Source organism: Burkholderia sp. Se-20373 (assembly GCF_017104705.1).
Taxonomy (GTDB): domain Bacteria; phylum Pseudomonadota; class Gammaproteobacteria; order Burkholderiales; family Burkholderiaceae; genus Burkholderia.
This window is the reverse complement of the sequence record NZ_JAAGPH010000074.1, coordinates 1-23,049: the sequence shown is the minus strand read 5'-3', so window position 1 is coordinate 23,049 and position 23,049 is coordinate 1. Positions and strand designations below refer to the sequence as shown.

Genomic DNA, 23,049 nt, shown 5'->3' with positions numbered 1-23,049 from the left:
ACGCGGTCGGAATCCCGAGCCTTCAGGCGCGGGAGGATGTCAAGTAGAGGCACCTGTCGAGTGGTGCGGGAACGATCGCACGTACCATCGTCACACTGCGATTACGGAGTGCGTCCGATGAGTTGGCAAAGCAAGTTCGCCTGCTGGCTGCTGCGCTGGCAGTTCCGTCCCGAGACCACGCGCGAGGTGCTCGACCCTGCCCGTGCACGGCGCTTTACCGACCTGCGGATGGTTGTGCCGCGCCGTGCGCCATCGGGCTACCGGTTGCGCCAGTGCCATGGCCCGGGCGACGCGCCGCTGCGCGGCGAATGGCTCGAACGCACCGACTCGGTTGCCGGACGCGGGCCTGGCCGCACGCTGCTGTACTTCCACGGCGGCGGCTACTACTTCTGTTCGACGAAGACCCACCGTCCGCTCGTGTTCGGCCTGACGAAGCGCGCGGGCGTGCGCGCGTTCTCCCTCGACTACCGGCTGGCGCCCGAAAACCGCTTCCCGGCCGCGCTCGACGATGCGCTGGCCGCGTACCGGCAACTGCTGGCGCTCGGCACGCCGCCCGAGTCGATCGTGCTCGGCGGCGATTCGGCGGGCGGCGGCCTCGCGCTCGCGACGCTCGTCGCGCTGCGCGACCGTGGCGAGCCGCTGCCGGCGGGCGCGATCCTGTTCTCGCCGTGGACCGACCTGGCCGCCACCGGCGCGACGCTGCGCACGAACGACGGCGCCGATCCGATGTTCGCGGGTGCGGCGCTGGCCAAGGCCGCGAAGCTGTACCTGGGCGACGAGTCCGGCACGAATCCGTACGCATCGCCGCTCTATGCGGATTTCACGGGGCTGCCGCCGCTGTATATCCAGGTCGGCAGCACCGAGGTGCTGCTCGACGATTCGCGCCGCGTCGCCGAGAAGGCGAAGGCGGCCGGGGTCGCGGTGGAGATCGAGGTGTGGCCCGACATGCCGCACGTGTGGCAGCTGTACGCACCGATGGTGCCGGAAGCGCGTGACGCGCTCGACCGCGCGGCCGCGTTCCTGCGCCGCGTCGCGGTCGAGCGTGCGGTTCAGCGGGCCGGCGAGGCGTCGATCGCCTGATAGGCGGCCTTGACGGCCACCGAGCCGTACTTGCGCTCGAGCCGGCGCACGGTGAAGTGGCCGTGCGCCATCTGCTGGAAGTGGTCGATGAACAGCGTATTGACGGTCGCGCCGAGCACGGCGCCGATCGCCGGAATCGACTTCGCGGCCATCTGCTCGGTCACCTGCACCGAAAAGCGCGACGCCACCGTCTGCACGAGCTTGAACACGGCCGCCGAGCTGTGCGCGGCGATGCCCTTCGTCGTGATGTCGGACGACGCCTTCGAGATTGCCTGCGCAAGCGCACCGCGCAGCACGAAATAACCGAGATCGGCGTCCTCTTCCTGCTTGTCCGGGTTGCCGCCCATGCCGAGCACGGCCAGGCATTGCAGCTGCGTATCGACCGAGCCCAGGTCTTCCCCCTCGCTGCGCGCGATGTCGCACACCGAGCGGAAGATCAGCGTCGTCGTCACCGGCAGCTCGACCGGCAACGCGAGAAAGCCGAACGCGCCGCCTGCCGCGCCGGTCGTCGCCACCGCGAGCTTGTGCAGCAGGTTGCTCGGCTTGTCGGGTTCGGCGTCCGGCCCGGGCGGCTTGCCGAGCGTGCGCAGCGCGATGTTCAGGCACTTGCGCAGCGCGAGCTGCGTCGCGTCATTGATCTTGCCGGTCGCGAAATCCGGCAGCCGGGCGATCATTTTCTCGACCGGCGCGCCGAGCATGCCCGTCAGCTTCATCGTCAGCGACGGGCTTTCCAGCACCTGCTTCGCGCGCCACAGCGCGTCCCGATCCTCCTGGGACAGCGTGGTCGCGGGGGCGATTGAAATCGGTTCCATCTTTCTCCTTGGCGGTCTGGTTCGGTTTGACCGTCGCCAGCCTAGATTACTCCGGCATGCTAGAATTTTGAGATTGTTTGACTCGTCAAAAGTTGCGCCAACAAAAAATGGCCGTCCATACTGCCGCCCACCATTCGAGCGGGCAAGTCCTGCCGTTCCGTGAATCGCTGCTGGCGATGATCGGGATCTCATTCGTCACCATGCTGGTCGCGCTCGACCAGACCGTCGTCGGCACCGCGCTGCCGACCATCGTCGCCGAGCTTCGCGGTTTCGACCTGTACGCATGGGTCGCGACCTCATACCTGCTCAGTTCCGTGATCACGGTGCCGATCTTCGGCCGGCTCGGCGACTACTACGGCCGCAAGCCGTTCGTCATCGTGTCGATCGTCGTGTTCACCGGCGCGTCCGTGCTGTGCGGAATGGCGAACGACATGCTGATGCTCGTGCTCGCGCGCGGGCTGCAGGGGATCGGCGGCGGGATGCTGGTCGGCACCGCGTTCGCGTGCATTCCCGACCTGTTCCCCGATTCCGTCGTGCGGCTGCGCTGGCAGGTGCTGATGAGCTCCGCGTTCGGCATCGCGAACGCGGTCGGCCCGTCGCTCGGCGGCGTGCTGACCCAGTCGTTCGGCTGGCGTTCGGTGTTCTACGTGAACCTGCCGGTCGGCCTCCTATCGCTGCTGTTCGTGTGGCGCTACCTGCCGCACCTGCGCCACGTCGAGCACGATCGCAAGATGCGCCTCGACTGGCCGGGTGCGCTGCTGATCGCGCTGTCGCTCGGCGCGCTGCAGCTGTTCGTCGAATGGCTGCCGAAGTACGGCGTCGCGAGCTGGGCGTCGCTGCTGCTCGTCGTCGCGGTCGCGGCCGGTTTCGGCCTGTGGCACTGGGAGAAGCGTTGCGCGCAGCCGATCCTGCCGTTCGACATGTTCGGCAACCGCGCGCTGTCGGCACTCTTCGTGCTGGCGATCCTCGCCGGCTTCTCGATGTTCTCGCTGCTGTTCTACGCGCCGTTGCTGTTCCAGGGCGGGTTCGGGATGTCGCCGAAGGAGGCGGGGCTCGTGATCACGCCGCTCGTCGTGTTCATCACGATCGGCAGCATCATGAACGGCCGGGTCGTCACGCGCATCCGCAACCCGAACGCGATGCTGCACGTGGGCTTCGTGCTGTTCGCGATCACCTGCGCGGGCATCGTCGTGTCGACCCACACGACGCCGAAGTGGCTGCTGATGGCGCTGATGGTCGCCGGCGGCATCGGGCTCGGCTTCGTGCTGCCGAACCTCACCGTCTTCGCGCAGCAGACGGCCGGCCGCGAGCATCTCGGTATCGCCACGGCGTTGCTGCAGTCGCTGCGGATGGTCGGCGGGATGGTCGGCACCGCGCTCACCGGCACGCTCGTCAACCAGATGTATTCGAGCGGCGTACGCAATGCGCTGTCGGCCGACCATGCGATGCAATGGCATGCGCAGCTCGCCGATCCGCAGATCCTGATCGATCGGGGCGTGCAGGGCGGTCTCGTCGCGGAGCTGACGCGGGCCGGGCATAATGGCGCGCTGCTGCTGGAAGCGGCCCGCGAATCGCTCGTCGGCGCGATTCACCTGGGCGTCGCGATGGCGGCGGTCGTCGCCGTGGTGTCGGTGTGGCAGTGCCGCCGCGTGCCGCCGATCGCGCTGCGGCACAAGATCGAACCGCATGTCGCGGCCGACTGAACGATTGAACGAGTAGAACTGAGCGCATGGAAGAACAGGACCGCGTCGCGATCTTGCAGCAATTCGGACGCACGTATCGCGCGTTCATGACCGCGTTCGAGGCGCACGTCGGGCAACCGATGCCGCGCTGGCGCATCATGGTCGCCTTGCATACGATGGGCGGGCATTCGTCGCAGAAGAAGCTCGTCGAAGTGCTGCGCGTCGATCCGGGTGCGCTCACGCGCCAGTTGAAGTCGCTCGACGCGCTCGGCTGGATCCAGCGTGAATCCGACGCACGCGACAATCGCGTGACCAACGTGACGCTGACGGACGCCGGCCGCGCCGCGTTCGACGCGTGCCTGCCGCGCCGCAAGGCGTTCCTCGAACAGACGATGGCGCAATTGCCGGACGACGTGCTGACTGCACTGTCGGGTGCGCTGGCGATGCTGGAATCGCGGATCGCGGACGTCGGCTCGACGCCGGTCGCGCGCTGAAGCGCGGGGCGGGGCGGCGCGCATCCGCCGCCGGCCCGGCCCTTCATCTCAACATCTCAATTCACTTTCGGCCAGAAGCGGGTTCACAGCTCGATGCGCGTACCCAGCAGCGCGAGGAACTGCGCGAGCCACGCCGGATGCGCGGGCCACGCGGGCGCGGTGACGAACGGCGCGTCGGTCACGGCCGCGTCGACCGGGATGTCCGCGTATTCGCCGCCGGCGAGCTTCACCTCGGGCGCGCAGGCCGGGTAGGCCGAGATGCGCTTGCCGCGGATCACGTCGGCGGCCGCGAGCAGTTGCGCCGCGTGGCAGATCGCCGCGATCGGCTTGCCGGCTTCGGCGAACTCGCGCACGAGCGAGATCACCTTCGGATCGAGTCGCAGGTATTCGGGCGCGCGGCCGCCCGCGATCGCGAGCGCGTCGTAGCGTGATGCGTCGACGTCGTCGAACGCCGCGTTCAGCGTGAACTGGTGGCCCGGCTTCTCGGTATAGGTCTGGTCGCCCTCGATATCATGGATCGCGGTCTTGATCTTGTCGCCCGCGCGCTTGCCCGGGCAGACTGCATCGACGTGGTGGCCGACGGCCTGCAGCGCCTGGAACGGCACCATCGTTTCGTAGTCTTCGGCGAAATCGCCGGTCAGGAACAGGATCTTCTTCGCGGCCATGGCTTTCTCCAGTGGAGCTGCGTTGAGGGCCCGCGCGACAGGCAAGTGCCACACCCGCCTGGGGCCTCGAGGACGAAAGCGCAGTGTACTCCGGCCGCTTGAAGCGCGCGTGACGGCCGCCCCGCGCGAGCGGCGGGGCGGTGGGGCACGTTGCGCGCGACGGGCGTCAGAAGAAGGTTTCGACGACTTCCGTCACGCTGAACTGCGGATCGAGCACGAGCACCTGGCGCCACTTGTCGAACGTCAGGCACGGGTGCGAGATGTCGAACGCGACCATGTCGCCCACTTTCACGTCCGCGCCCGGCGGGATCTGCAGGTACGCGTGCTGGTCCATCATCCCGGTGACGGCCCAGCCTTCGGTGGCGGCGACGTCGCGCGGCGCGGTGTCGCGGCCCGGGCGGAAGTGGCGCGCCGGCTCCGGCAGCCCCGCGTCGAACGCCGCGTCGCGCTTGCCGAGCGCGACGATCGCGCGATCCGCCTCCGGCACCGACTGCACGTAGGCCCACAGCTGCAGCGCGGGCAGCAGCCCTTCGCCCATCGTGCGTGCGATCGGGTTGCGCGCGAACACGTCGGTCTGCGCCTTCTTGTAGATGCCGACATCGTGCGTCAGGTAGCAGCCCGGACGCAGCACGACTTCCGCGAAGCCGGCGTTCGACGCCTTCGCGAATTCCTCCGCGACCACGTCGTACCACGCCGAACCGGCGCCGGACAGGATCGCCGGCGTACGCGCGAAGCGGCCGGCTTCGGCCAGCTCGCGCGTGAGCGCGACCGCTTCCTGCAGGAACGTGCGGATCTCGCCTTCTTCCTTCAGCACGCCTTCGTAGAGTTCGATGCCGGCCAGCTTCAGCGTGTCCGGATAGCGCGCGATCGCGGCGAGCACGGCCTCGCGTTGCGCGGCATCGCGCACGCCCGCGCGGCCGCCCGGCACGCCGAGCTCGAGCAGCACGTTCAGCGGCTTCTTCAGCGCACCGAAGAAGCGGCCGAGCTGGTCGACGCTCTCCGCCGAATCGACGAGACAGAAGAATTCGAAATCGGGATCGGACAGCAGCCCGGCGATGATCGTCATGTTCTGGCGGCCGACCAGCTGGTTCGCGAGCAGCACGCGGCGCACGCCGCCGTGATACGCGGCCTGCGTCTGGTGCGCGGTCGCGAGCGTGATGCCCCACGCGCCGGCGTCGAGCTGGCGGCGGAACAGTTGCGGCGCCATCGTCGTCTTGCCGTGCGGCGCGAACTTGACGCCGTACTTCTGGACGAAGGCCTGCATCCAGTTCAGGTTGTGTTCGATGCGATCCTCGTAAAGCACGGCGGCCGGCAGGCTGACGTCTTCCGCAAGCAGGTTCCACTCGAGGCGGCCTGCGTCGCCGAGCGGCACGCTCGCGCTGGGCAGATTGCCGAGGCCCTTGCCGAACGGATCGATCGTCGCTTCCTGATAGTTTGTAACTTTCATGTCATCCCGCTCCATCATCACTATGCATTGCACTGAAGTTGACACGCCGATGGTACAGAAAGTAGCATCGGCGCGGTGATGTTATTTAGTAACATCGAGCCTCGCACCCTTTTCCGCAGATGAATACGCCCGCCACCCCGTCCGCCCCGCTCGCAGCCGAGCTTCATCCGGCGCCGGCCGCTCCGCCGGTGCTCGACATCGTTGCGCGGATCGCCGAATGTGCGCCCGAGTTGCGCGAAGCCGAGCGCAAGGTCGCCGCGTTCATCCTCGCCGACCTGGCGCGCGCCGCGCATGCCAGCATCGGCGCGCTGGCACGCGACGCGGAGGTCAGCGTCGCGACGGTCACGCGTTTCGCGAAGGCGGTCGGCTGCCGCGACGTGCGCGAACTGAAGGTGCTCGTCGCGCAGGCGGCGGCCGTCGGCCAGCGCTTTCTGGTGCCGTCCGACGACGCGCCGGCCGACGACACGAGCCCCGCGTCGATGGTCTACGACGAGATCCGCGTGGCGCTCGCGCACAACCATCAGCTGCTGCGCAATACATCGTTCGACGCAGCCGCCGACCTGCTCGCCGCCGCGAAGATGACCTACGTGTACGGCCAGGGCGGCGGCTCGACCGCGCTCGCCGACGAGCTGCGCTTCCGGCTCGTGCGCTTCGGCCGGCCGGTCGCGAGCTACCAGGACAGCGTGCTGCAGCGGATGGTGGCCGCGACGCTGTCGCGCGACACCGTCGTCGTCGCGCTGTCGGTGAGCGGGCGTGTGCCCGAGCTGCTCGAAAGCTGCCGGCTCGCGAAGCGCTACGGCGCGAAGCTGATCGCGATCACCGCGCCGGCATCGCCGCTCGCGAAGCTGGCCGACCACCTGATCCCGGTCGTCGCGTTCGAAACCGATTTCATTTACAAGCCGTCGACATCGCGTTACGCGATGATGATGGCGATCGACGTGCTCGTCACCGGAGTCGCATTGCGGCTCGGCGATGCGGGCCGAGAATCGCTGCGCCGCATCAAGCACGCGCTCGATGCGCATCGCGGCGGCGGAGACCGTCAACCGGTAGGAGACTGACCATGCATTCGCATCCCGAAGCCGCCGATACGCTGATCGTCGGCGCGCAGCTTTACGACGGTACCGGCGCGCCGCCCGTCACGCGCGACGTCGCGATCCGCAACGGCCTGATCGCGGCGATCGGCAACCTGTCGAACTGGCTGGCCGAGAACGTCGTCGAGGCGAACGGCCGCGCGCTCGCGCCGGGCTTCGTCGACGTGCACACGCACGACGACACGCACGTGATCCGCGCACCGGAGATGATTCCGAAGATCTCACAGGGCGTGACGACCGTGATCGTCGGCAACTGCGGGATCAGCGCGTCGCCGGTGACGCTCGCGGGCGATCCGCCCGATCCGATGAACCTGCTCGGCGAACGCGGCGCGTTCCAGTATCCGACTTTCGCCGACTACGTCGCGGCCGTGAACGACGCGCGTCCGGCCGTAAACGTCGCGGCGCTCGTCGGCCACACGGCGCTGCGCAACAACCAGATGGACCGCCTCGACCGCGCGGCGACCGACGGCGAGATCGCCGGCATGCGCGCGCAGCTCGAGGAGGCGCTTGCGAACGGCGCGCTCGGCCTGTCGTCGGGCCTCGCGTACGGCTCCGCGTTCGCGGCGCCGGCAGAAGAGGTGATGGCGCTCGCCGAGCCGCTCGCGAATGCGGGCGCGCTGTACACCACGCACATGCGCACCGAGTTCGACGCGATCCTCGATGCAATGGAAGAGGCGTACCAGGTCGGCCGCCATGCGCGCGTGCCGGTCGTGATCTCGCACCTGAAGTGCGCGGGCCCGTCGAACTGGGGGCGCAGCACCGAGGTGCTCGCGTCGCTCGAAGGCGCGCGCCGCTATCAGCCGGTCGGTTGCGACTGCTATCCGTACAGCCGCAGCTCGTCGACGCTCGACCTGAAGCAGGTGACGGGCGACATCGACATCACGATCACGTGGTCGGAGCCGCACCCGGAAGTGGCAGGCAAGCTGCTGAAGGCGATCGCGGCCGACTGGGGCGTGACCGAGCAGGAAGCCGCGCAGCGCGTCCGCCCGGCGGGCGCGGTGTACCACAACATGTCCGAGGACGACGTGCGCCGGATCCTGTCGCATCCCGCGACGATGGTCGGCTCCGACGGCCTGCCGAACGATCCGCTGCCGCATCCGCGGCTGTGGGGCGCGTTCCCGCGCGTGCTCGGCCACTACGTGCGCGACACGAACCTGCTGCCGCTCGAGGAGGCGATCCGCAAGATGACGTCGCTGTCCGCGCGCCGCTACGGGCTCGCACGGCGCGGCGAGGTGCATGTGGGCTATCACGCGGATCTCGTGCTGTTCGACCCGGCGAGCGTGATCGATGCCGCGACGTTCGAGAAGCCGCAGCAGCCCGCGCACGGGATCGACGCCGTGTGGGTGAACGGCGTGCTGACCTATGAAAACGGCCAGCCGACCGGCGAGCGCGCCGGCGGCTTCGTCGCGCGCGGCGAGCGCGTGCCGGCAAGTGCCGACGCCGCGTTCTGAACGCGGTGGTTGTTTCCGATCTGCCGCGCGCGCCGTCGTCGGTGCGCGCATCCGTAACCGAAACAAGGAGTGAAACGATGAAGCGATATGGCGTAGGCGAAGCGAAGGGCACGGGCGGCCAGGTGATGCCGTTTGCACGCGCGGTCGAGGCCGACGGCTGGCTGTACGTGTCGGGCCAGACGCCGATGGTGAACGGCGAGGTCGTCGAAGGCGGCATCGTCACGCAGTCGAAGCAGACGATCGAGAACGTGATCGCGATCCTGAAGGAAGCCGGCTACGGCCTCGAGCACGTCGTGCGCTGCGGCGTGTGGCTCGACGATGCGCGCGATTTCGCGTCGTTCAACAAGGTGTTCGTGTCGTACTTCGGCGAGCATCCGCCGGCACGCGCGTGCGTGCAGTCGAGCATGGTCATCGACTGCAAGGTCGAGGTCGACTGCATCGCGTACAAGGCGCCGGCGAAGTAACGCGGCGAGGGCGAGCCGCTACGCAACGGGCCCGGCGCATTCATGTGCGCCGGACCCGTTTTTCATGTGCAGGGCACCGGTCGACTGGCCAATGGCGCCTCCGAGGCCACAACCGCCGCAACGCATCCCGTCCGTTCATGTAATGTGCCGCATGACCTTATGGGGAGGACATGCATGGAATGGGCTGCGCTGGTGCCGGAGCTGATCTGCTCGGACCTTGCCGGAAGCGTTCGCTTCTATCGCGACGTGCTCGGATTCCGGATTCGCTTCGAGCGTCCGGAAGACGGGTTCGCCTATCTCGAGATCGGGGGCGCTCAACTGATGCTCGAACAGCACAGCCCTGAGAGCTGGGTGACCGGCCCGCTGGAGCCGCCGTTCGGGCGCGGGATCAATTTTCAGATCGAGGTCGATGCGCTCGATCCCATCGTCGACAGGATTCGCGCCGCGGGCGTGACGCTGTTCGTCGAGCCGCGCACGTCCTGGTATCGGGAAGACGAGATCGAGCATGGCCAGGTCGAGATGCTGGTGCAGGATCCCGACGGCTACCTGTTGCGCCTGGTGGAGATCCTGCCGGAGCGGCCGGCGAGCAGGTGACCGCAGGCCGGCCGCGCTGCTCCGCGCAATGAAAAACAGCCCGACCGGTTGAACCCGGCCGGGCTGTTTTGTCTGGGGTCGTCGCCGCGCGTTGCCGACGGCTCACCGCGGCGGCTACCCGCCGCCGTCACTGCCGCGCATTACGCGCGTTATCCGGCATCGGCTGGTTGTAGTTGGTGCGGAACGGATTGATGTCGAGCCCCCCGCGGCGCGTATAGCGCGCATACACCGCGAGCTTCACCGGTTTGCATGCGTGCAGGATGTCGAGGAAGATCCGCTCGACGCACTGTTCGTGAAAGCCCGTGTGATTGCGGAACGAGATGATGTAGCGCAGCAGGCCCGCGTGATCGATTTGCGGCCCGACATAGTGGATCTGCACGCTGCCCCAGTCGGGCTGGCCGGTGACCGGGCAGTTCGAGCGCAGCAGGTCGGACACGAGCGTTTCCTCGACCGGCGCTTCGTCTTCAGCGGCCGACAGCAGCGACGGATCGGGTTCGTACACGTCGGTGTCGAGGTCGAGCCGGTCGAGCGACAGCCCGTCGAGCTCGTCCATCTCGAGCTTGCCGAAATCGTGCGGAGACACGAGCTGCACGGACACGGTCGCGCCGCACGCGGCCGACACGTCGCGCTTCAGCGTATCGCGCACCGCGTCGATCGAGTCGAACGTCGTCTGCGCGAACGAGCCGAGATACAGCTTGAACGACTTCGATTCGACGATGTTCGGCGATTCGGCCGGCACGTAGAACGTCGCCACCGCGATCTGCGGCTTGCCGCGCGCGTTGAGCCACGACAGCTCGTAGGCGTTCCAGATGTCGGTGCCGAAGAACGGCAGCGCCGACGTGATGCCGAGCTGCTCGCGCGCGCCGGCGCGCGGGATCGGGAACAGCAGCGACGCGTCGTACTGGGCGGCGTAGACGGTGGCCTTGCCGAGCGGGGAATGTTCGGGATTCATGCGTGACGCCTTTACGACAGGAAGAGGCAGTAAGCCGGGTTGGCGCTCTCCTCGACATACGGATAGCCGAGTGCCGCGAGGAAGCGTTCGAATTCGGCGCGATCCGCCTGCGGCACCTGCAGCCCGACGAGGATCGAGCTGTAGTCCGCGCCCTGGTTGCGATAGTGGAACAGGCTGATGTTCCAGTCCGGCGCCATCGACGACAGGAACTTCATCAGCGCGCCCGGCCGTTCCGGGAATTCGAAGCGGAACAGGCGCTCGTCGAGCGCGAGCGGCGAACGGCCGCCCACCATGTAGCGGATGTGTTCCTTCGACAGCTCGTCGTGCGTCAGGTCGACGCTCTTGAAGCCGTGCGATTCGAAGTTCGCGGCGATCTCGGCCGATTCGCCGCGGCGCTTGATCTGCACGCCGACGAAGATGTGCGCGGCCTGCGCATCGGCGATCCGGTAATTGAACTCGGTGACGTTGCGGTCGCCGACGAGCGAACAGAAGCGCTTGAAGCTGCCGCGCTCCTCGGGGATCGTGACCGCGAACACGGCTTCGCGCGCTTCACCCACTTCCGCGCGCTCGGCGACGAAGCGCATCCGGTCGAAGTTCATGTTCGCGCCGGACGTGACCGCGACGAGCGTCTGGTTCTCGATGCCTTCGCGTTCCGCGTAGAGCTTCGCGCCCGCGACCGCGAGCGCGCCGGACGGCTCCAGCACGCTGCGCGTATCCTGGAAGACGTCCTTGATCGCCGCGCACAGTGCGTCGGTGTTCACCGTCACGACGCCGTCGAGGTATTCGCTGCAGAGCCGGAAGGTTTCCTCGCCGACCAGCTTCACGGCGGTGCCGTCCGCGAACAGGCCGACCTCGCTCAGCTCGACACGCTTGCCGGCTTCCAGCGACTGCACCATCGCGCACGAATCCTCGGCCTGCACGCCGATCACCTTGATCTCCGGGCGCACCGCCTTCACGTAGGCCGCGACGCCGGACGCGAGCCCGCCGCCGCCGATCGGCACGAAGATCGCGTGGATCGGGCCCTGGTGCTGGCGCAGGATTTCCATCGCGATCGTGCCCTGGCCGGCGATCACGTACGGATCGTCGAACGGGTGGACGAACGTGAGGCCGCGCTCTTCCTGCACCTTGACCGCGTGTGCATACGCGTCGCTGTACGACTCGCCGGCCTGGATCACCTCGACGCTCGGGCCGCCGTGCGCACGCACCGCATCGACCTTCACCTGCGGCGTCGTGACGGGCACGACGATCACGGCCTTGACACCCATCCGGGCCGCCGAGAACGCGACACCCTGCGCGTGGTTGCCGGCCGACGCCGTAATCACGCCGCGCGCGAGTGCTTCCGCCGGAATGTGCGCCATCTTGTTGTACGCGCCGCGCAGCTTGAACGAGAACACCGGCTGGTTGTCCTCGCGCTTCAGGTAGACGGCGTTGCGCAGGCGGGCCGACAGGTTGCGGGCGGATTCGAGTTCCGTCTCGATCGCGACGTCGTAGACGCGCGCGGTGAGGATTTTCTTCAGGTAATCGTGGGATGCCATGGGCGCTCGCGTGCAGTGCGGAAAGCAGACGGTAAAGGATCAATGATAGCGCCAAGGGTCTGCCTGCACGCAAGCGGCATGCCGAGCGGTTGCTCGCGGGGCCGTGCGGGCGGGGCGTCGGCGAGCGCGCGCCGCCTTTTTTACCGGCTTAACCGCACGGTTACCGACCGGACGGACGGCGAATGATCGCGCGAAATCGCGCCGAGCCAGGCCTGGCGCGGCTCGCGGGGATAGCCCCACGACCTGTCCGACGTGTCACGCGTGGCCCGATCATGGGTTAGAATTCCGTTTTGAATCAAGGATCGGAAGATGCAGAGGCACCCTCGGATCGCACCGTTGAAGCCGACGCCGCGCGCAGCCAGCCCCGCGGCCGAACGGCATGCGCGCCGCGCGCGATCGTGCTGATCGTTCCGAGTGCCGCCAGGCCCTGTCGCCGGCCAGGAGGGGCGAGTCGCCCGCTTCGGCCCCATGAAGGACAGCCGCGCGCCTGGTAACAGAACAGATTTCCCCAAGATTGCGCCCACGCGCTTGCCGACGCCCGTGCACGGTGTATCGGCCCTCCGAGTCGTCCGAACATGAACGCACCACAAGTTTTCGATCCGCATGGCGCGGCCAGCGCCGTCGCCGCCGACCCCGCGCCCCGCTTGCGCGAGATTCCCTACAACTACACGTCCTTCTCTGATCGCGAGATCGTGATCCGCCTGCTCGGCGAAGAGGCGTGGTCGGTGCTCGACGAACTGCGCGCCGAGCGCCGTACGGGCCGCTCGGCACGGATGCTGTATGAAGTGCTCGGCGACATCTGGGTCGTGCGCCGCAACCCGTACCTGCAGGACGACCTGCTCGACAACCCGAAGCGCCGCGCGCTGCTGATCGAGGCGCTGAACCACCGCCTCACCGAAATCGGCAAGCGCCGCAGCGCGGACCTCACCGAGCACCGCGACGACGCGGGCCGCGAGCGCGCATCGCGCGTCGAGATGCTCGAAACCGCCGCGCAGCGGGCGGTCAACGAGTTCGCCGACGAATTCGAGAAGATGGCCGACCTGCGCCGCCGCGCGACCAAGGCGCTCGGCCGCTGCACGCAGAAGGACAACATCCGTTTCGACGGGCTGTCGCGCGTGTCGCACGTGACCGACGCGACCGACTGGCGTGTCGAATACCCGTTCGTCGTGCTGACCCCCGATAGCGAAGCCGAGATCGCCGGCCTCATCAAGGCCTGCTTCGAGCTCGGCCTGACCGTGATCCCGCGCGGCGGCGGTACCGGCTACACGGGCGGCGCGGTGCCGCTCACGCCGTTCTCCGCCGTCATCAACACCGAAAAGCTCGAACAGCTCGGCGCGGTCGAGCTGACCGAATTGCCGGGTGTCGCGCACAAGGTGCCGACGATCTTCTCCGGCGCGGGCGTCGTCACGCGCCGCGTGACCGAGGCGGCGGAAGCGGCCGGCTACGTGTTCGCGGTCGATCCGACCTCGCTCGACGCATCGTGCATCGGCGGCAACGTCGCGATGAACGCGGGCGGCAAGAAGGCCGTGCTGTGGGGCACCGCGCTCGACAACCTGGCCTGGTGGCGGATGGTCGATCCGGACGGCAACTGGCTCGAAGTCACGCGCCACGAGCACAACCAGGGCAAGATCCACGACATCGCGGTCGCGCGTTTCGAGCTGAAGTGGTTCGACGGCGCGTATGCGCCGGGCGAGAAGCTGCTGCGCACCGAAATGCTCGAGATCGAAGGCCGCCGGTTCCGCAAGGAAGGGCTCGGCAAGGACGTGACCGACAAGTTCCTCGCCGGCCTGCCGGGCGTGCAGAAGGAAGGCTGCGACGGGCTCATCACGTCCGCGCGCTGGGTGCTGCACAAGATGCCCGCGCACACGCGCACCGTCTGTCTCGAATTCTTCGGCCAGGCGTGCGAGGCGATTCCGAGCATCGTCGAGATCAAGGATTACCTGTTCGAAACGTCGAAGCAGGGCGGCGCGATTCTCGCGGGCCTCGAGCACCTCGACGAGCGCTACCTGCGCGCGGTCGGCTACGCGACCAAGAGCAAGCGCAATGCCTTCCCCAAGATGGTGCTGATCGGCGATATCGTCGGCGACGATGCCGATGCGGTCGCGCACGCCACGTCCGAGGTGATCCGGATGGCGAACGGCAAGAGCGGCGAAGGCTTCGTCGCGGTCAGCGCGGAGGCGCGCAAGCGCTTCTGGCTCGACCGCAGCCGCACGGCCGCGATCGCGAAGCACACGAACGCGTTCAAGATCAACGAAGACGTCGTGATCCCGTTGAACCGGATGGGTGAGTACACCGACGGCATCGAGCGGATCAACATCGAGCTGTCGCTGAAGAACAAGCTGCAGCTCGTCGACGCGCTGGAAGCGTTTTTCCGCGCCGGCAATCTGCCGCTCGGCAAGACCGACGACGCGAACGAGATCCCGAGCGCCGAACTGCTCGAAGACCGGGTCCAGCAGGCGCTGGAGCTGCTCAAGCGCGTGCGCGCCCGCTGGGAATTCGTGCGCGACCGGCTCGACCAGCCGCTGCGCGAGGCGCAGCACTACCTCGTGCAGCTCGGTTACGAGGCGCTTGCCGAGAAGTTCGCCGATCGCGCGGACGATCAGCCCGGCGCGACCGTGTTCCACATCACGCAGGACCGCACGGTCCGCATCTCGTGGAAGCAGGAGATCCGCGCCGAGCTGCGCGCGATCTTCAACGGCGGCGCGTTCAAGCAGATCCTCGACGAGGCGCAGGCGATCCACAAGCAGGTGCTGCGCGGCCGCGTGTTCGTCGCGCTGCACATGCACGCGGGCGACGGCAACGTCCACACCAACCTGCCGGTCAACTCCGACAACTACGAGATGCTGCAGGACGCCCACGCGGCGGTCGCGCGCATCATGACGCTCGCGCGTTCGCTCGACGGCGTGATTTCCGGCGAGCACGGTATCGGCATCACGAAGCTCGAGTTCCTGACCGACGACGAGATCGCCGAATTCCGCGCGTACAAGCAGCGCGTCGACCCGAACGGCCGCTTCAACAAGGGCAAGCTGCTCGAAGGCGCCGATCTGCGCAACGCCTATACGCCGAGCTTCGGGCTGATGGGGTACGAGTCGCTGATCATGAAGCAGTCCGACATCGGCGCGATCGCCGATTCGGTGAAGGACTGCCTGCGCTGCGGCAAGTGCAAGCCGGTGTGCGCGACGCACGTGCCGCGCGCGAATCTGCTGTACAGCCCGCGCAACAAGATCCTCGCGACGTCGTTGCTGGTCGAGGCGTTCCTGTACGAGGAACAGACGCGCCGCGGCGTGTCGATCAAGCACTGGGACGAGTTCAACGACGTGGCCGACCACTGCACGGTGTGCCACAAGTGCGCGACGCCGTGCCCGGTGAAGATCGACTTCGGCGACGTCACGATGAACATGCGCAACCTGCTGCGCAAGATGGGCAAGAAGAAGTTCAACGCCGGCAATGCGGCGGGCATGTTCTTCCTGAACGCGACCAACCCGCAGACGATCAACGTCGCGCGCAGCGTGATGATGGGCGCCGGCTACAAGGTGCAGCGCTTCGCGAACGACATGCTGAAGAAGGTCGTGACGAAGCAGACGCAGCACCCGCCGGCGACGGTCGGCAAGCCGCCCGTGGTCGAGCAGGTGATCCACTTCGTCAACAAGAAGATGCCGGGCAACCTGCCGAAGAAGACGGCGCGCGCGCTGCTCGACATCGAGGACAACAAGATCGTGCCGATCATCCGCAATCCGAAATCGACCACCGTCGATTCGGAAGCGGTGTTCTACTTCCCGGGCTGCGGCTCCGAGCGCCTGTTCTCGCAGGTTGGCCTGGCCACGCAGGCGATGCTGTGGGAAGCCGGCGTGCAGACGGTGTTGCCGCCTGGCTACCTGTGCTGCGGCTATCCGCAGCGCGGCTCGGGCCAGTACGACAAGGCCGAGAAGATCGTCACCGACAACCGCGTGCTGTTCCACCGGGTCGCGAACACGCTGAACTACCTCGACATCAAGACGGTGGTCGTGTCGTGCGGTACCTGCTACGACCAGCTCGCGGGCTACGAATTCGACAAGATCTTCCCGGGCTGCCGGATCATCGACATCCACGAGTTCCTGCTCGAGAAGGGGATGAAGCTCGATGGCGTGACGGGCACGCGCTACATGTATCACGACCCGTGCCACACGCCGATCAAGACGATGGACCCGGTGAAGCTCGTCAACGAGCTGATGGGCGCCGAGAAGGACGGCTACAAGATCGAGAAGAACGAGCGCTGCTGCGGCGAATCGGGCACGCTCGCGGTCACGCGCCCGGACGTGTCGACGCAGGTCCGCTTCCGCAAGGAAGAGGAGATCCGCAAGGGTGCCGCGAAGCTGCGCAGCATCCCGGTCGTGGCCGGCAACGCGCCGGCGCCGGCCGCCGCGGCTGCGAACGGCCCCGACGTGAAGATCCTGACGAGCTGCCCGTCGTGCCTGCAGGGCCTGTCGCGCTACAGCGAGGACGCGAACCTCGAAGCCGACTACATCGTGGTCGAAATCGCGCGCCAGGTGCTCGGCGAGAACTGGATGGCCGATTATGTCGCACGTGCGAACAATGGCGGGATCGAGCGCGTGCTGGTCTAATGCGGACATGACGACCGCCCGACCGGGCCGGGAATGAGCGGGCGCCGGCGCGGTAATGCCGGCGCCCGTCCACATGGGAGCGACGATGGAATGCGTGTTTTGCCGTGAAGACGGCGGCGAAGTGCTCTGGCAGGACGATGCGCTGCGTGTCGTCCTCGCGACGGGCGAGCACGAGTATCCGGGCTTCTGCCGGGTGATCTGGGGCGCGCACGTCGCGGAATTCTCCGATCTCGGCGAACCCGAGCGGGCTCATCTGATGCGCGTGGTCTACGCGGTCGAGCGGGCCGTGCGTCGCGTGATGCAGCCGAACAAGGTGAATCTCGCGAGCCTCGGCAACATGGTGCCGCACGTGCATTGGCACGTGATCCCGCGCTTTTCCAACGACGCACACTTCCCGCAGCCCGTATGGGCGCCGCGCCAGCGCAGCGTGTCCGAGGCGCTGCTGCGCTCGCGCGCAGCGCAGGCCTCGCTGCTGCACAATGCGGTGCGCGAGGAAATTCAACGCATGACCGATTCGAGGCAGCCATGAGCGGTTTGACTTCCACGACGCCGATTCCGTCCGGCGTCGTCGTGCACGCGGTATCGCGCGTGCTCGAATTGCAGTACCCGAACGGCGACAGTTTCCGGATTCCGTTCGAGCTGATGCGCGTGTATTCGCCGTCGGCCGAGGTGCGCGGCCACGGGCCCGGCCAGGAGACGCTGCAGACGGGCAAGCGCGAAGTGACGATCACCGCGCTCGAGGGCGTCGGCCACTACGCGCTGCAGCCGACGTTTTCCGACGGCCATTCGACCGGCATCTACTCGTGGGACCTGCTGTACGAGCTGGCCACGCAGCAGGATGCGCTGTGGCGCGACTATTTCGACAAACTGAAGGCGGCGGGCGTCGAGCGCGATGCCCCGATGCTGGCGGCGAACGCGTCGCACGGCCACTGCCACTGAAATTCGACGGCGCCCGCTCGGCGCCGTCTTGCCATTTACTGAGGATCAACGCGATGAGCAAAACCCACTTCGGCTTCGAAAGCGTCGAGGAAAACGAAAAAGCGAAGAAAGTGGCGGGTGTGTTCCATTCGGTCGCGAGCAACTACGATCTGATGAACGACCTGATGTCGGCGGGCATGCACCGCGCGTGGAAGGCGTTCACGATCGCGCAGGCGAACGTGCGCCCCGGCTTCAAGGTGCTCGACCTGGCGGCCGGTACCGGCGACCTGACCCGGGCGTTCGCGAAGGCGGCCGGGCCGACGGGCGAGGTCTGGCACACGGACATCAACGAATCGATGCTGCGCGTCGGCCGCGACCGGCTGCTCGACAAGGGCATCGTGACGCCGTCGCTGCTGTGCGACGCGGAGAAAATTCCCTTTCCGGACAACTACTTCGATGTGGTCACGGTCGCGTTCGGGCTGCGCAACATGACGCACAAGGATGCCGCGCTGGCCGAGATGCGCCGTGTGACGAAGCCCGGCGGCCGCGTGATGGTGCTGGAATTCTCGAAAGTCTGGGATCCGCTGAAAAAAGCGTACGATCTGTATTCTTTCAAAGTATTACCGTGGCTTGGCGACAAGTTCGCGAAAGATGCTGAAAGTTACAGGTATCTTGCCGAATCTATTCGAATGCACCCCGATCAGGACACGCTGAAGACGATGATGGAACAAGCGGGCCTCGATGCCGTCAAATATTACAATTTGTCAGGTGGCGTGGTAGCTTTACACATGGGAGCCAAGTACTAAGGGGCTCTTTCCATACATTTGTCTTACATTCGGAGAAGCTGATGTTCGAATCGCGTTCGTTGTTCAACCGTAGCAAGCCGTCGAAGCCGTGGGCTCGACGGGTCGGCACGCTGCTGATGGTCGGCCTGCTCACGGCCGGCACGTTCGCATCGCTCGACGCCGAAGCCAAGCGCATGGGCGGCGGGCGCAGCATCGGCCGCCAGAACTCCACCGTCACGCAGCGCCAGGCCACGCCGCCCGCGCAGCAGCCGATGCAGCAGGCTGCGCCGTCGCAGGCGCAGCGTGCGAATCCGGCCGCCCCCGCACCGGCTGCGCAGCCCAACCGCTCGCGCTGGCTCGGGCCGATCGCCGGCCTCGCGGCCGGTCTCGGTATCGCGGCGCTGCTGTCCCACTTCGGCCTGGGCGGCGCATTCGCGAGCATGATGGCGAACGTCATCGTGATCGCGCTGCTCGCGGCGGTCGGCATCTGGCTGATCCGCAAGTTCATGAACCGCCGTCGTCCGCAGGAGCCGGCCTACTCGGTCGGCGGCTCGGCGTCGTCGTCGGGCGGCTATTCGCAAAGCCCGTCGTTCCAGCAGGGCGGCACCGGCAGCAACTATGCGGGTAGCGGCAGCAGCTACGCGAACGAAGCGCAAGGCGTGTTCGGCGGCGGTGCCGCGGCGACCGGCGCGGCAGCGGCTGCCGCGGCAGCACCGCTCCAGGTGCCGGCCGGCTTCGACACCGAAGCGTTCCTGCGCAGCTCGAAAGTCTATTTCGTGCGCCTTCAGGCCGCGTGGGACCAGGGCAATCTGGCCGACATCCGCGAGTTCACGACGCCGGAAATGTTCGCCGAGATCAAGATCGACCTCGATTCGCGCGGCAACGAGTCGAACCAGACCGACGTCGTGCAGCTCGACGCGGAACTGGTCGCGATCGAGGATCGCGGCATCGAGCAGTCGGCGAGCGTGCGCTTCCACGGCCTGATCCGCGAATCGGCGAACGCGTCGGCCGCGCCGTTCGACGAGGTGTGGAACCTGTCGAAGTCGGGCAGTCAGGGCTGGCTGCTCGCGGGCATCCAGCAGATCAACACGCACTGAGCGTGCCCGGCGGCCCGCGCCGCCGGCACCCGGGCAACGGCCGCCGCACTGCGACCGCTTGCCGCCCGGGTGTGCGGTCAGGCACGGTCTGCCGACGATCCGACGTTACAATAGAAACCCGCGTGGGCGCCCGGCCTGCGCGGGTTTTTTCTTTCCCAGCCCGATGACCTTTGCCGCCAAGCCTTTTGCTGCTGCTGTCAATCACCTGCTCGCCCGCGAATCGTGGGCGCGCGACCGCCTGATTCCCTATTCGGGCAAGACTGCCCGGATCGACGTGCCCCCGGTTACGCTGACGCTGCTGGTGCAGCCCGACGGATATCTGTCGGCCGTCGACGCGCACGATGCGCAACAGGTCGACGTGTCGATCGCGCTTGCCGGCGACACGGTCGCCGCGTTCCTGCAGGGCGGCCAGGCGGCCGTGATGAAGCACGTGAAGATCGAGGGCGACGCCGAGTTCGCCACGCAGATCGCGAAGCTGGCCGAGCATCTGCGCTGGGAACCTGAAGAAGATCTCGCGAAGCTGGTCGGCGACGCGGCGGCATACCGGATCGCGACGGTCGTGCGCGACGCCGGCGCGCGCGCGCGACGCACCGGCCGCAACGTGCTCGATTCCGTCGCCGAATACTGGCTCGACGAGAACCCGCAAGTCGTCCGGCGCGCATCGCTTGGCGGCTTCGATGCCGAACTGGCGCGCGCACGCGATGCGCTCGCACGGGTCGAAAAGCGGGTCGAGCGACTCGAACAAAAAATCGGCGCGCGCACGGGTTCCGGCCCGCGCGGCGCGCACTGAGGGGCCGCAGGGCATGCGCATTTTCCGTTTCATCAAGATTGTCTACACCGTCATCCGCTTTGGTCTCGACGAAGTGATGCTGTCCCGGATCGACGACCGGCGCGTGAAGCTGCTGTTGCGGATCACGACGATCGGCCGCCGCTATTCCGATCCGCCTGCCGTGCGGCTGCGTCACGCGCTCGAAAGCCTCGGCCCGATCTTCGTGAAGTTCGGCCAGGTGCTGTCGACGCGCCGCGATTTGCTGTCGGTCGATTTCGCGAACGAACTCGCGAAGCTGCAGGACCAGGTGCCGCCGTTCGATTCGGCGGTCGCGATCGGGATCATCGAGAAGTCGCTCGGTGCGCCGGTCGACGAGCTGTTCGACGAATTCGAGCGCGAGCCGGTCGCGAGCGCGTCGATCGCGCAGGTGCATTTCGCGAAGCTCAAGCAGGGCCAGCACGCGGGCAAGGCCGTCGCCGTCAAGGTGCTGCGCCCGAACATGCTGTCCGTGATCGATTCCGACCTCGCGCTGATGCGCGACATCGCGATCTGGACCGAGCGCATGTGGGCCGACGGCCGGCGCCTGAAGCCGCGCGAGGTCGTCGCCGAATTCGACAAGTACCTGCACGACGAGCTCGACCTGATGCGCGAGGCCGCCAACGGCAGCCAGCTGCGCCGCAACTTCGCGGGCCTCGACCTGCTGCTCGTGCCCGAGATGTTCTGGGATTTCTCGACGTCGCAGGTGCTCGTGATGGAGCGCATGACCGGCGTGCCGATCAGCCAGGTCGAGACGCTGCGTTCGGCCGGCGTCGACATCAAGAAGCTCGCGCGCGAAGGCGTCGAGATTTTCTTCACGCAGGTGTTCCGCGACGGCTTCTTCCACGCGGACATGCACCCGGGCAACATCCAGGTGAGCCTCGATCCGAACACGTTCGGCCGCTACGTCGCGCTCGATTTCGGGATCGTCGGCGCGCTGTCCGATTTCGACAAGAACTACCTCGCGCAGAACTTCCTCGCGTTCTTCAAGCGTGACTACCACCGCGTCGCGACGCTTCACCTCGAGTCGGGCTGGGTACCGCCCGAAACGCGCGTCGAGGAACTCGAAAGCGCGATCCGCGCGGTGTGCGAGCCGTATTTCGACCGCGCGCTGAAGGACATCTCGCTGGGTCAGGTGCTGATGCGGCTGTTCTCGACGTCGCGCCGCTTCAACGTCGAGATCCAGCCGCAGCTCGTGCTGCTGCAGAAGACGATGCTGAACGTCGAGGGCCTCGGCCGTTCGCTCGACCCTGAGCTCGACCTGTGGAAGACCGCGAAGCCTTACCTCGAGCGCTGGATGACCGAGCAGATCGGCCTGCGCGGCTGGTACGAGCGCTTCAAGGTCGAGGCGCCGCAGTGGAGCAAGACGCTGCCGCAACTGCCGCGCCTGATCCATCACGCGATGGCTGCGCGCCATGACGCGCCGCGTGCCGCGAGCGAAGACCTGATGCGCCAGATCCTCATCGAGCAGAAGCGGACGAACCGGCTGATGCAGGCGCTGCTGATCTTCGGCCTGGCGGTCGGCGTCGGGGCGCTCGTCGCGCGTGTGCTGCTGGCGCTCACGTACGGCACATGACCGAAAGGAGCAGGGCGATGTCCGATCCGAAGCAATCCGCTACACCGTCAGCCGCCGATTTCACGACGCGCGATCCCGGCGACGCTTCGTTCTGGGACGAGCGTTTCGAGCGTGGCGTGACGCCGTGGGAATTCGCCGGCGTGCCCGAGGGTTTCAGCGTGTTCGCGCACCGGCTCGAGCCGTGCGCGGTGCTGATTCCCGGCTGCGGCAGTGCGCAGGAAGCCGGGTGGCTGGCCGACGCCGGCTGGCCCGTGCGTGCGATCGATTTCGCCGCGCAGGCGGTGGTGGCCGCGAAGGCGCGGCTCGGCGCACATGCGGGCGTCGTCGAGCAGGCCGATTTCTTTGCGTACCGGCCGCCGTTCGACGTGCAGTGGGTGTACGAGCGTGCGTTCCTGTGCGCGCTGCCGCCGGCCATGCGTGCCGGCTATGCGGCGCGCATGGCCGAGCTGCTGCCTGCTGACGGATTGCTGGCCGGCTATTTCTTCCTGATGGCGAAACCGAAGGGGCCGCCGTTCGGAATCGAGCGTGCCGAACTCGATGCGCTGCTCGCGCCGCACTTCGAGCTGATCGAGGATTTGCCCGTGACCGATTCGCTGCCCGTGTTCGAAGGGAACGAGCGCTGGCTCACGTGGCGCCGCCGCTGATGCGCGGGCGTCGCGGCCATTGCCGGAGCGCTGCGGGGTTTCGGCTATAATTCAAGGTTTTGCAAGCCGTTTCCAGTTTCCGCGGGAAAAATATCATGCCGATCTACGCCTATCGATGCGAAGCGTGTGGTTTCGCGAAGGACGTGCTCCAGAAGATGAGCGACGCGCCGCTGTCGCAGTGCCCGGAATGCGGGAAGGATGCATTTCGCAAGCAGGTCACTGCCGCGGGCTTCCAGCTGAAGGGTTCGGGTTGGTATGTCACCGATTTCCGTGGCGGTTCGGGCGGCACCAGCGCACCGGCGACGGCGTCGGGCGACGCAGCCCCGGCTGCGGCGACGGAGGCCGCGCCCGCCGCG

General features: G+C 67.2%; 21 protein-coding genes. 16 read left to right on the top strand and 5 right to left on the bottom strand.

Translation table 11 applies throughout. The annotated features are described in order from the left end of the window. The first annotated feature begins 117 nt into the window (after window positions 1-117). Complete coding sequence (locus G3N96_RS22750; protein WP_206138532.1) at window positions 118-1,080, top strand: alpha/beta hydrolase; 963 nt, start codon at window positions 118-120, stop codon at window positions 1,078-1,080. Here the strand turns inward: G3N96_RS22750 and G3N96_RS22745 are convergent. Next, window positions 1,050-1,892, bottom strand: a complete 843-nt coding sequence (locus tag G3N96_RS22745) for an EcsC family protein (RefSeq protein ID WP_124580704.1) — start codon at window positions 1,890-1,892, stop codon at window positions 1,050-1,052. The genes G3N96_RS22750 and G3N96_RS22745 overlap by 31 nt on opposite strands. 107 nt (window positions 1,893-1,999) lie before the next feature. Between G3N96_RS22745 and G3N96_RS22740 the strand changes: the two genes are divergently transcribed. Together G3N96_RS22740 and G3N96_RS22735 are read left to right on the top strand one after the other, a co-directional pair. Beyond that, complete coding sequence (locus tag G3N96_RS22740) at window positions 2,000-3,595, top strand: MDR family MFS transporter (protein WP_206138531.1); 1,596 nt, start codon at window positions 2,000-2,002, stop codon at window positions 3,593-3,595. Window positions 3,596-3,621: 26 nt separating this feature from the next. After that, the gene (locus tag G3N96_RS22735; protein WP_206138530.1) at window positions 3,622-4,068 is read left to right on the top strand and encodes a MarR family transcriptional regulator; all 447 of its coding nucleotides are present in this window, start codon (window positions 3,622-3,624) and stop codon (window positions 4,066-4,068) included. Between the two features lie 83 nt (window positions 4,069-4,151). On the opposite strand, the gene G3N96_RS22730 is transcribed toward G3N96_RS22735, so the two are convergent. Both G3N96_RS22730 and G3N96_RS22725 read right to left on the bottom strand, forming a co-directional pair. Beyond that, complete coding sequence (locus G3N96_RS22730; protein ID WP_206138529.1) at window positions 4,152-4,733, bottom strand: DJ-1/PfpI family protein; 582 nt, start codon at window positions 4,731-4,733, stop codon at window positions 4,152-4,154. A gap of 166 nt (window positions 4,734-4,899) precedes the next feature. Continuing rightward, window positions 4,900-6,180, bottom strand: a complete 1,281-nt coding sequence (locus G3N96_RS22725) for an amino acid deaminase (RefSeq protein WP_174940195.1) — start codon at window positions 6,178-6,180, stop codon at window positions 4,900-4,902. Window positions 6,181-6,299: 119 nt separating this feature from the next. Here G3N96_RS22725 and G3N96_RS22720 point away from each other — a divergent pair, with 119 nt between their 5' ends. From G3N96_RS22720 to G3N96_RS22705, 4 genes are all read left to right on the top strand, one after another. Next, the gene (locus tag G3N96_RS22720; RefSeq protein WP_124580713.1) at window positions 6,300-7,238 is read left to right on the top strand and encodes a MurR/RpiR family transcriptional regulator; all 939 of its coding nucleotides are present in this window, start codon (window positions 6,300-6,302) and stop codon (window positions 7,236-7,238) included. A 2-nt stretch (window positions 7,239-7,240) separates the two neighbouring features. Beyond that, complete coding sequence (locus tag G3N96_RS22715) at window positions 7,241-8,722, top strand: D-aminoacylase (protein WP_206138528.1); 1,482 nt, start codon at window positions 7,241-7,243, stop codon at window positions 8,720-8,722. A 77-nt stretch (window positions 8,723-8,799) separates the two neighbouring features. Then, complete coding sequence (locus G3N96_RS22710) at window positions 8,800-9,186, top strand: Rid family hydrolase (protein ID WP_006751946.1); 387 nt, start codon at window positions 8,800-8,802, stop codon at window positions 9,184-9,186. Between the two features lie 174 nt (window positions 9,187-9,360). Continuing rightward, on the top strand, window positions 9,361-9,780 hold the full coding sequence (locus G3N96_RS22705) for a VOC family protein (protein WP_206138527.1): 420 nt from the start codon (window positions 9,361-9,363) through the stop codon (window positions 9,778-9,780). Window positions 9,781-9,907: 127 nt separating this feature from the next. Here G3N96_RS22705 and queF read toward each other — a convergent pair whose 3' ends face one another. Then, on the bottom strand, window positions 9,908-10,732 hold the full coding sequence (queF, locus tag G3N96_RS22700) for an NADPH-dependent 7-cyano-7-deazaguanine reductase QueF (protein ID WP_206138526.1): 825 nt from the start codon (window positions 10,730-10,732) through the stop codon (window positions 9,908-9,910). 11 nt (window positions 10,733-10,743) lie between these two features. After that, the gene (ilvA, locus tag G3N96_RS22695; RefSeq protein ID WP_206138525.1) at window positions 10,744-12,267 is read right to left on the bottom strand and encodes a threonine ammonia-lyase, biosynthetic; all 1,524 of its coding nucleotides are present in this window, start codon (window positions 12,265-12,267) and stop codon (window positions 10,744-10,746) included. A 575-nt stretch (window positions 12,268-12,842) separates the two neighbouring features. On the opposite strand from ilvA, the gene G3N96_RS22690 reads away from it, so the two are divergent. From G3N96_RS22690 to G3N96_RS22650, 9 genes are all read left to right on the top strand, one after another. Beyond that, window positions 12,843-16,868: a DUF3683 domain-containing protein gene (locus G3N96_RS22690; protein WP_206138524.1), complete on the top strand. Its 4,026-nt coding sequence runs from the start codon at window positions 12,843-12,845 to the stop codon at window positions 16,866-16,868. Between the two features lie 85 nt (window positions 16,869-16,953). Further along, window positions 16,954-17,397: an HIT family protein gene (locus tag G3N96_RS22685; RefSeq protein WP_059465769.1), complete on the top strand. Its 444-nt coding sequence runs from the start codon at window positions 16,954-16,956 to the stop codon at window positions 17,395-17,397. Further along, entirely contained in the window at window positions 17,394-17,807 is a 414-nt protein-coding gene (locus G3N96_RS22680) for a DUF971 domain-containing protein (protein ID WP_206138523.1), read from the top strand. The genes G3N96_RS22685 and G3N96_RS22680 overlap by 4 nt, the downstream gene beginning before the upstream one ends. 53 nt (window positions 17,808-17,860) lie before the next feature. Beyond that, window positions 17,861-18,592 carry a bifunctional demethylmenaquinone methyltransferase/2-methoxy-6-polyprenyl-1,4-benzoquinol methylase UbiE gene (gene ubiE / locus G3N96_RS22675; protein WP_124580724.1) on the top strand — a complete coding sequence of 244 codons (732 nt, stop codon included), beginning with the start codon at window positions 17,861-17,863 and terminating at the stop codon, window positions 18,590-18,592. Between the two features lie 41 nt (window positions 18,593-18,633). Beyond that, window positions 18,634-19,668, top strand: a complete 1,035-nt coding sequence (locus G3N96_RS22670) for a TIM44-like domain-containing protein (protein ID WP_011353162.1) — start codon at window positions 18,634-18,636, stop codon at window positions 19,666-19,668. 163 nt (window positions 19,669-19,831) lie between these two features. Further along, window positions 19,832-20,458: an SCP2 sterol-binding domain-containing protein gene (locus tag G3N96_RS22665; RefSeq protein ID WP_069248831.1), complete on the top strand. Its 627-nt coding sequence runs from the start codon at window positions 19,832-19,834 to the stop codon at window positions 20,456-20,458. A gap of 13 nt (window positions 20,459-20,471) precedes the next feature. Continuing rightward, window positions 20,472-22,049: a ubiquinone biosynthesis regulatory protein kinase UbiB gene (gene ubiB, locus G3N96_RS22660; protein WP_089456904.1), complete on the top strand. Its 1,578-nt coding sequence runs from the start codon at window positions 20,472-20,474 to the stop codon at window positions 22,047-22,049. Between the two features lie 17 nt (window positions 22,050-22,066). After that, window positions 22,067-22,693, top strand: coding sequence for an SAM-dependent methyltransferase (locus G3N96_RS22655; RefSeq protein WP_206138522.1), 627 nt, complete (start codon window positions 22,067-22,069; stop codon window positions 22,691-22,693). Between the two features lie 95 nt (window positions 22,694-22,788). Further along, the coding region (locus tag G3N96_RS22650) for an FmdB family zinc ribbon protein (protein WP_206138541.1) at window positions 22,789-23,049 on the top strand (261 nt) is incomplete at its 3' end.

Bases quoted from the DNA above. Each gene is read 5' to 3' on its own strand.
- G3N96_RS22750 (WP_206138532.1), top strand. From the start codon at position 118: ATGAGTTGGCAAAGCAAGTTCGCCTGCTGGCTGCTGCGCTGGCAGTTC.
- G3N96_RS22745 (WP_124580704.1), bottom strand. From the start codon at position 1,892: ATGGAACCGATTTCAATCGCCCCCGCGACCACGCTGTCCCAGGAGGAT.
- G3N96_RS22740 (WP_206138531.1), top strand. From the start codon at position 2,000: ATGGCCGTCCATACTGCCGCCCACCATTCGAGCGGGCAAGTCCTGCCG.
- G3N96_RS22735 (WP_206138530.1), top strand. From the start codon at position 3,622: ATGGAAGAACAGGACCGCGTCGCGATCTTGCAGCAATTCGGACGCACG.
- G3N96_RS22730 (WP_206138529.1), bottom strand. From the start codon at position 4,733: ATGGCCGCGAAGAAGATCCTGTTCCTGACCGGCGATTTCGCCGAAGAC.
- G3N96_RS22725 (WP_174940195.1), bottom strand. From the start codon at position 6,180: ATGAAAGTTACAAACTATCAGGAAGCGACGATCGATCCGTTCGGCAAG.
- G3N96_RS22720 (WP_124580713.1), top strand. From the start codon at position 6,300: ATGAATACGCCCGCCACCCCGTCCGCCCCGCTCGCAGCCGAGCTTCAT.
- G3N96_RS22715 (WP_206138528.1), top strand. From the start codon at position 7,241: ATGCATTCGCATCCCGAAGCCGCCGATACGCTGATCGTCGGCGCGCAG.
- G3N96_RS22710 (WP_006751946.1), top strand. From the start codon at position 8,800: ATGAAGCGATATGGCGTAGGCGAAGCGAAGGGCACGGGCGGCCAGGTG.
- G3N96_RS22705 (WP_206138527.1), top strand. From the start codon at position 9,361: ATGGAATGGGCTGCGCTGGTGCCGGAGCTGATCTGCTCGGACCTTGCC.
- queF (WP_206138526.1), bottom strand. From the start codon at position 10,732: ATGAATCCCGAACATTCCCCGCTCGGCAAGGCCACCGTCTACGCCGCC.
- ilvA (WP_206138525.1), bottom strand. From the start codon at position 12,267: ATGGCATCCCACGATTACCTGAAGAAAATCCTCACCGCGCGCGTCTAC.
- G3N96_RS22690 (WP_206138524.1), top strand. From the start codon at position 12,843: ATGAACGCACCACAAGTTTTCGATCCGCATGGCGCGGCCAGCGCCGTC.
- G3N96_RS22685 (WP_059465769.1), top strand. From the start codon at position 16,954: ATGGAATGCGTGTTTTGCCGTGAAGACGGCGGCGAAGTGCTCTGGCAG.
- G3N96_RS22680 (WP_206138523.1), top strand. From the start codon at position 17,394: ATGAGCGGTTTGACTTCCACGACGCCGATTCCGTCCGGCGTCGTCGTG.
- ubiE (WP_124580724.1), top strand. From the start codon at position 17,861: ATGAGCAAAACCCACTTCGGCTTCGAAAGCGTCGAGGAAAACGAAAAA.
- G3N96_RS22670 (WP_011353162.1), top strand. From the start codon at position 18,634: ATGTTCGAATCGCGTTCGTTGTTCAACCGTAGCAAGCCGTCGAAGCCG.
- G3N96_RS22665 (WP_069248831.1), top strand. From the start codon at position 19,832: ATGACCTTTGCCGCCAAGCCTTTTGCTGCTGCTGTCAATCACCTGCTC.
- ubiB (WP_089456904.1), top strand. From the start codon at position 20,472: ATGCGCATTTTCCGTTTCATCAAGATTGTCTACACCGTCATCCGCTTT.
- G3N96_RS22655 (WP_206138522.1), top strand. From the start codon at position 22,067: ATGTCCGATCCGAAGCAATCCGCTACACCGTCAGCCGCCGATTTCACG.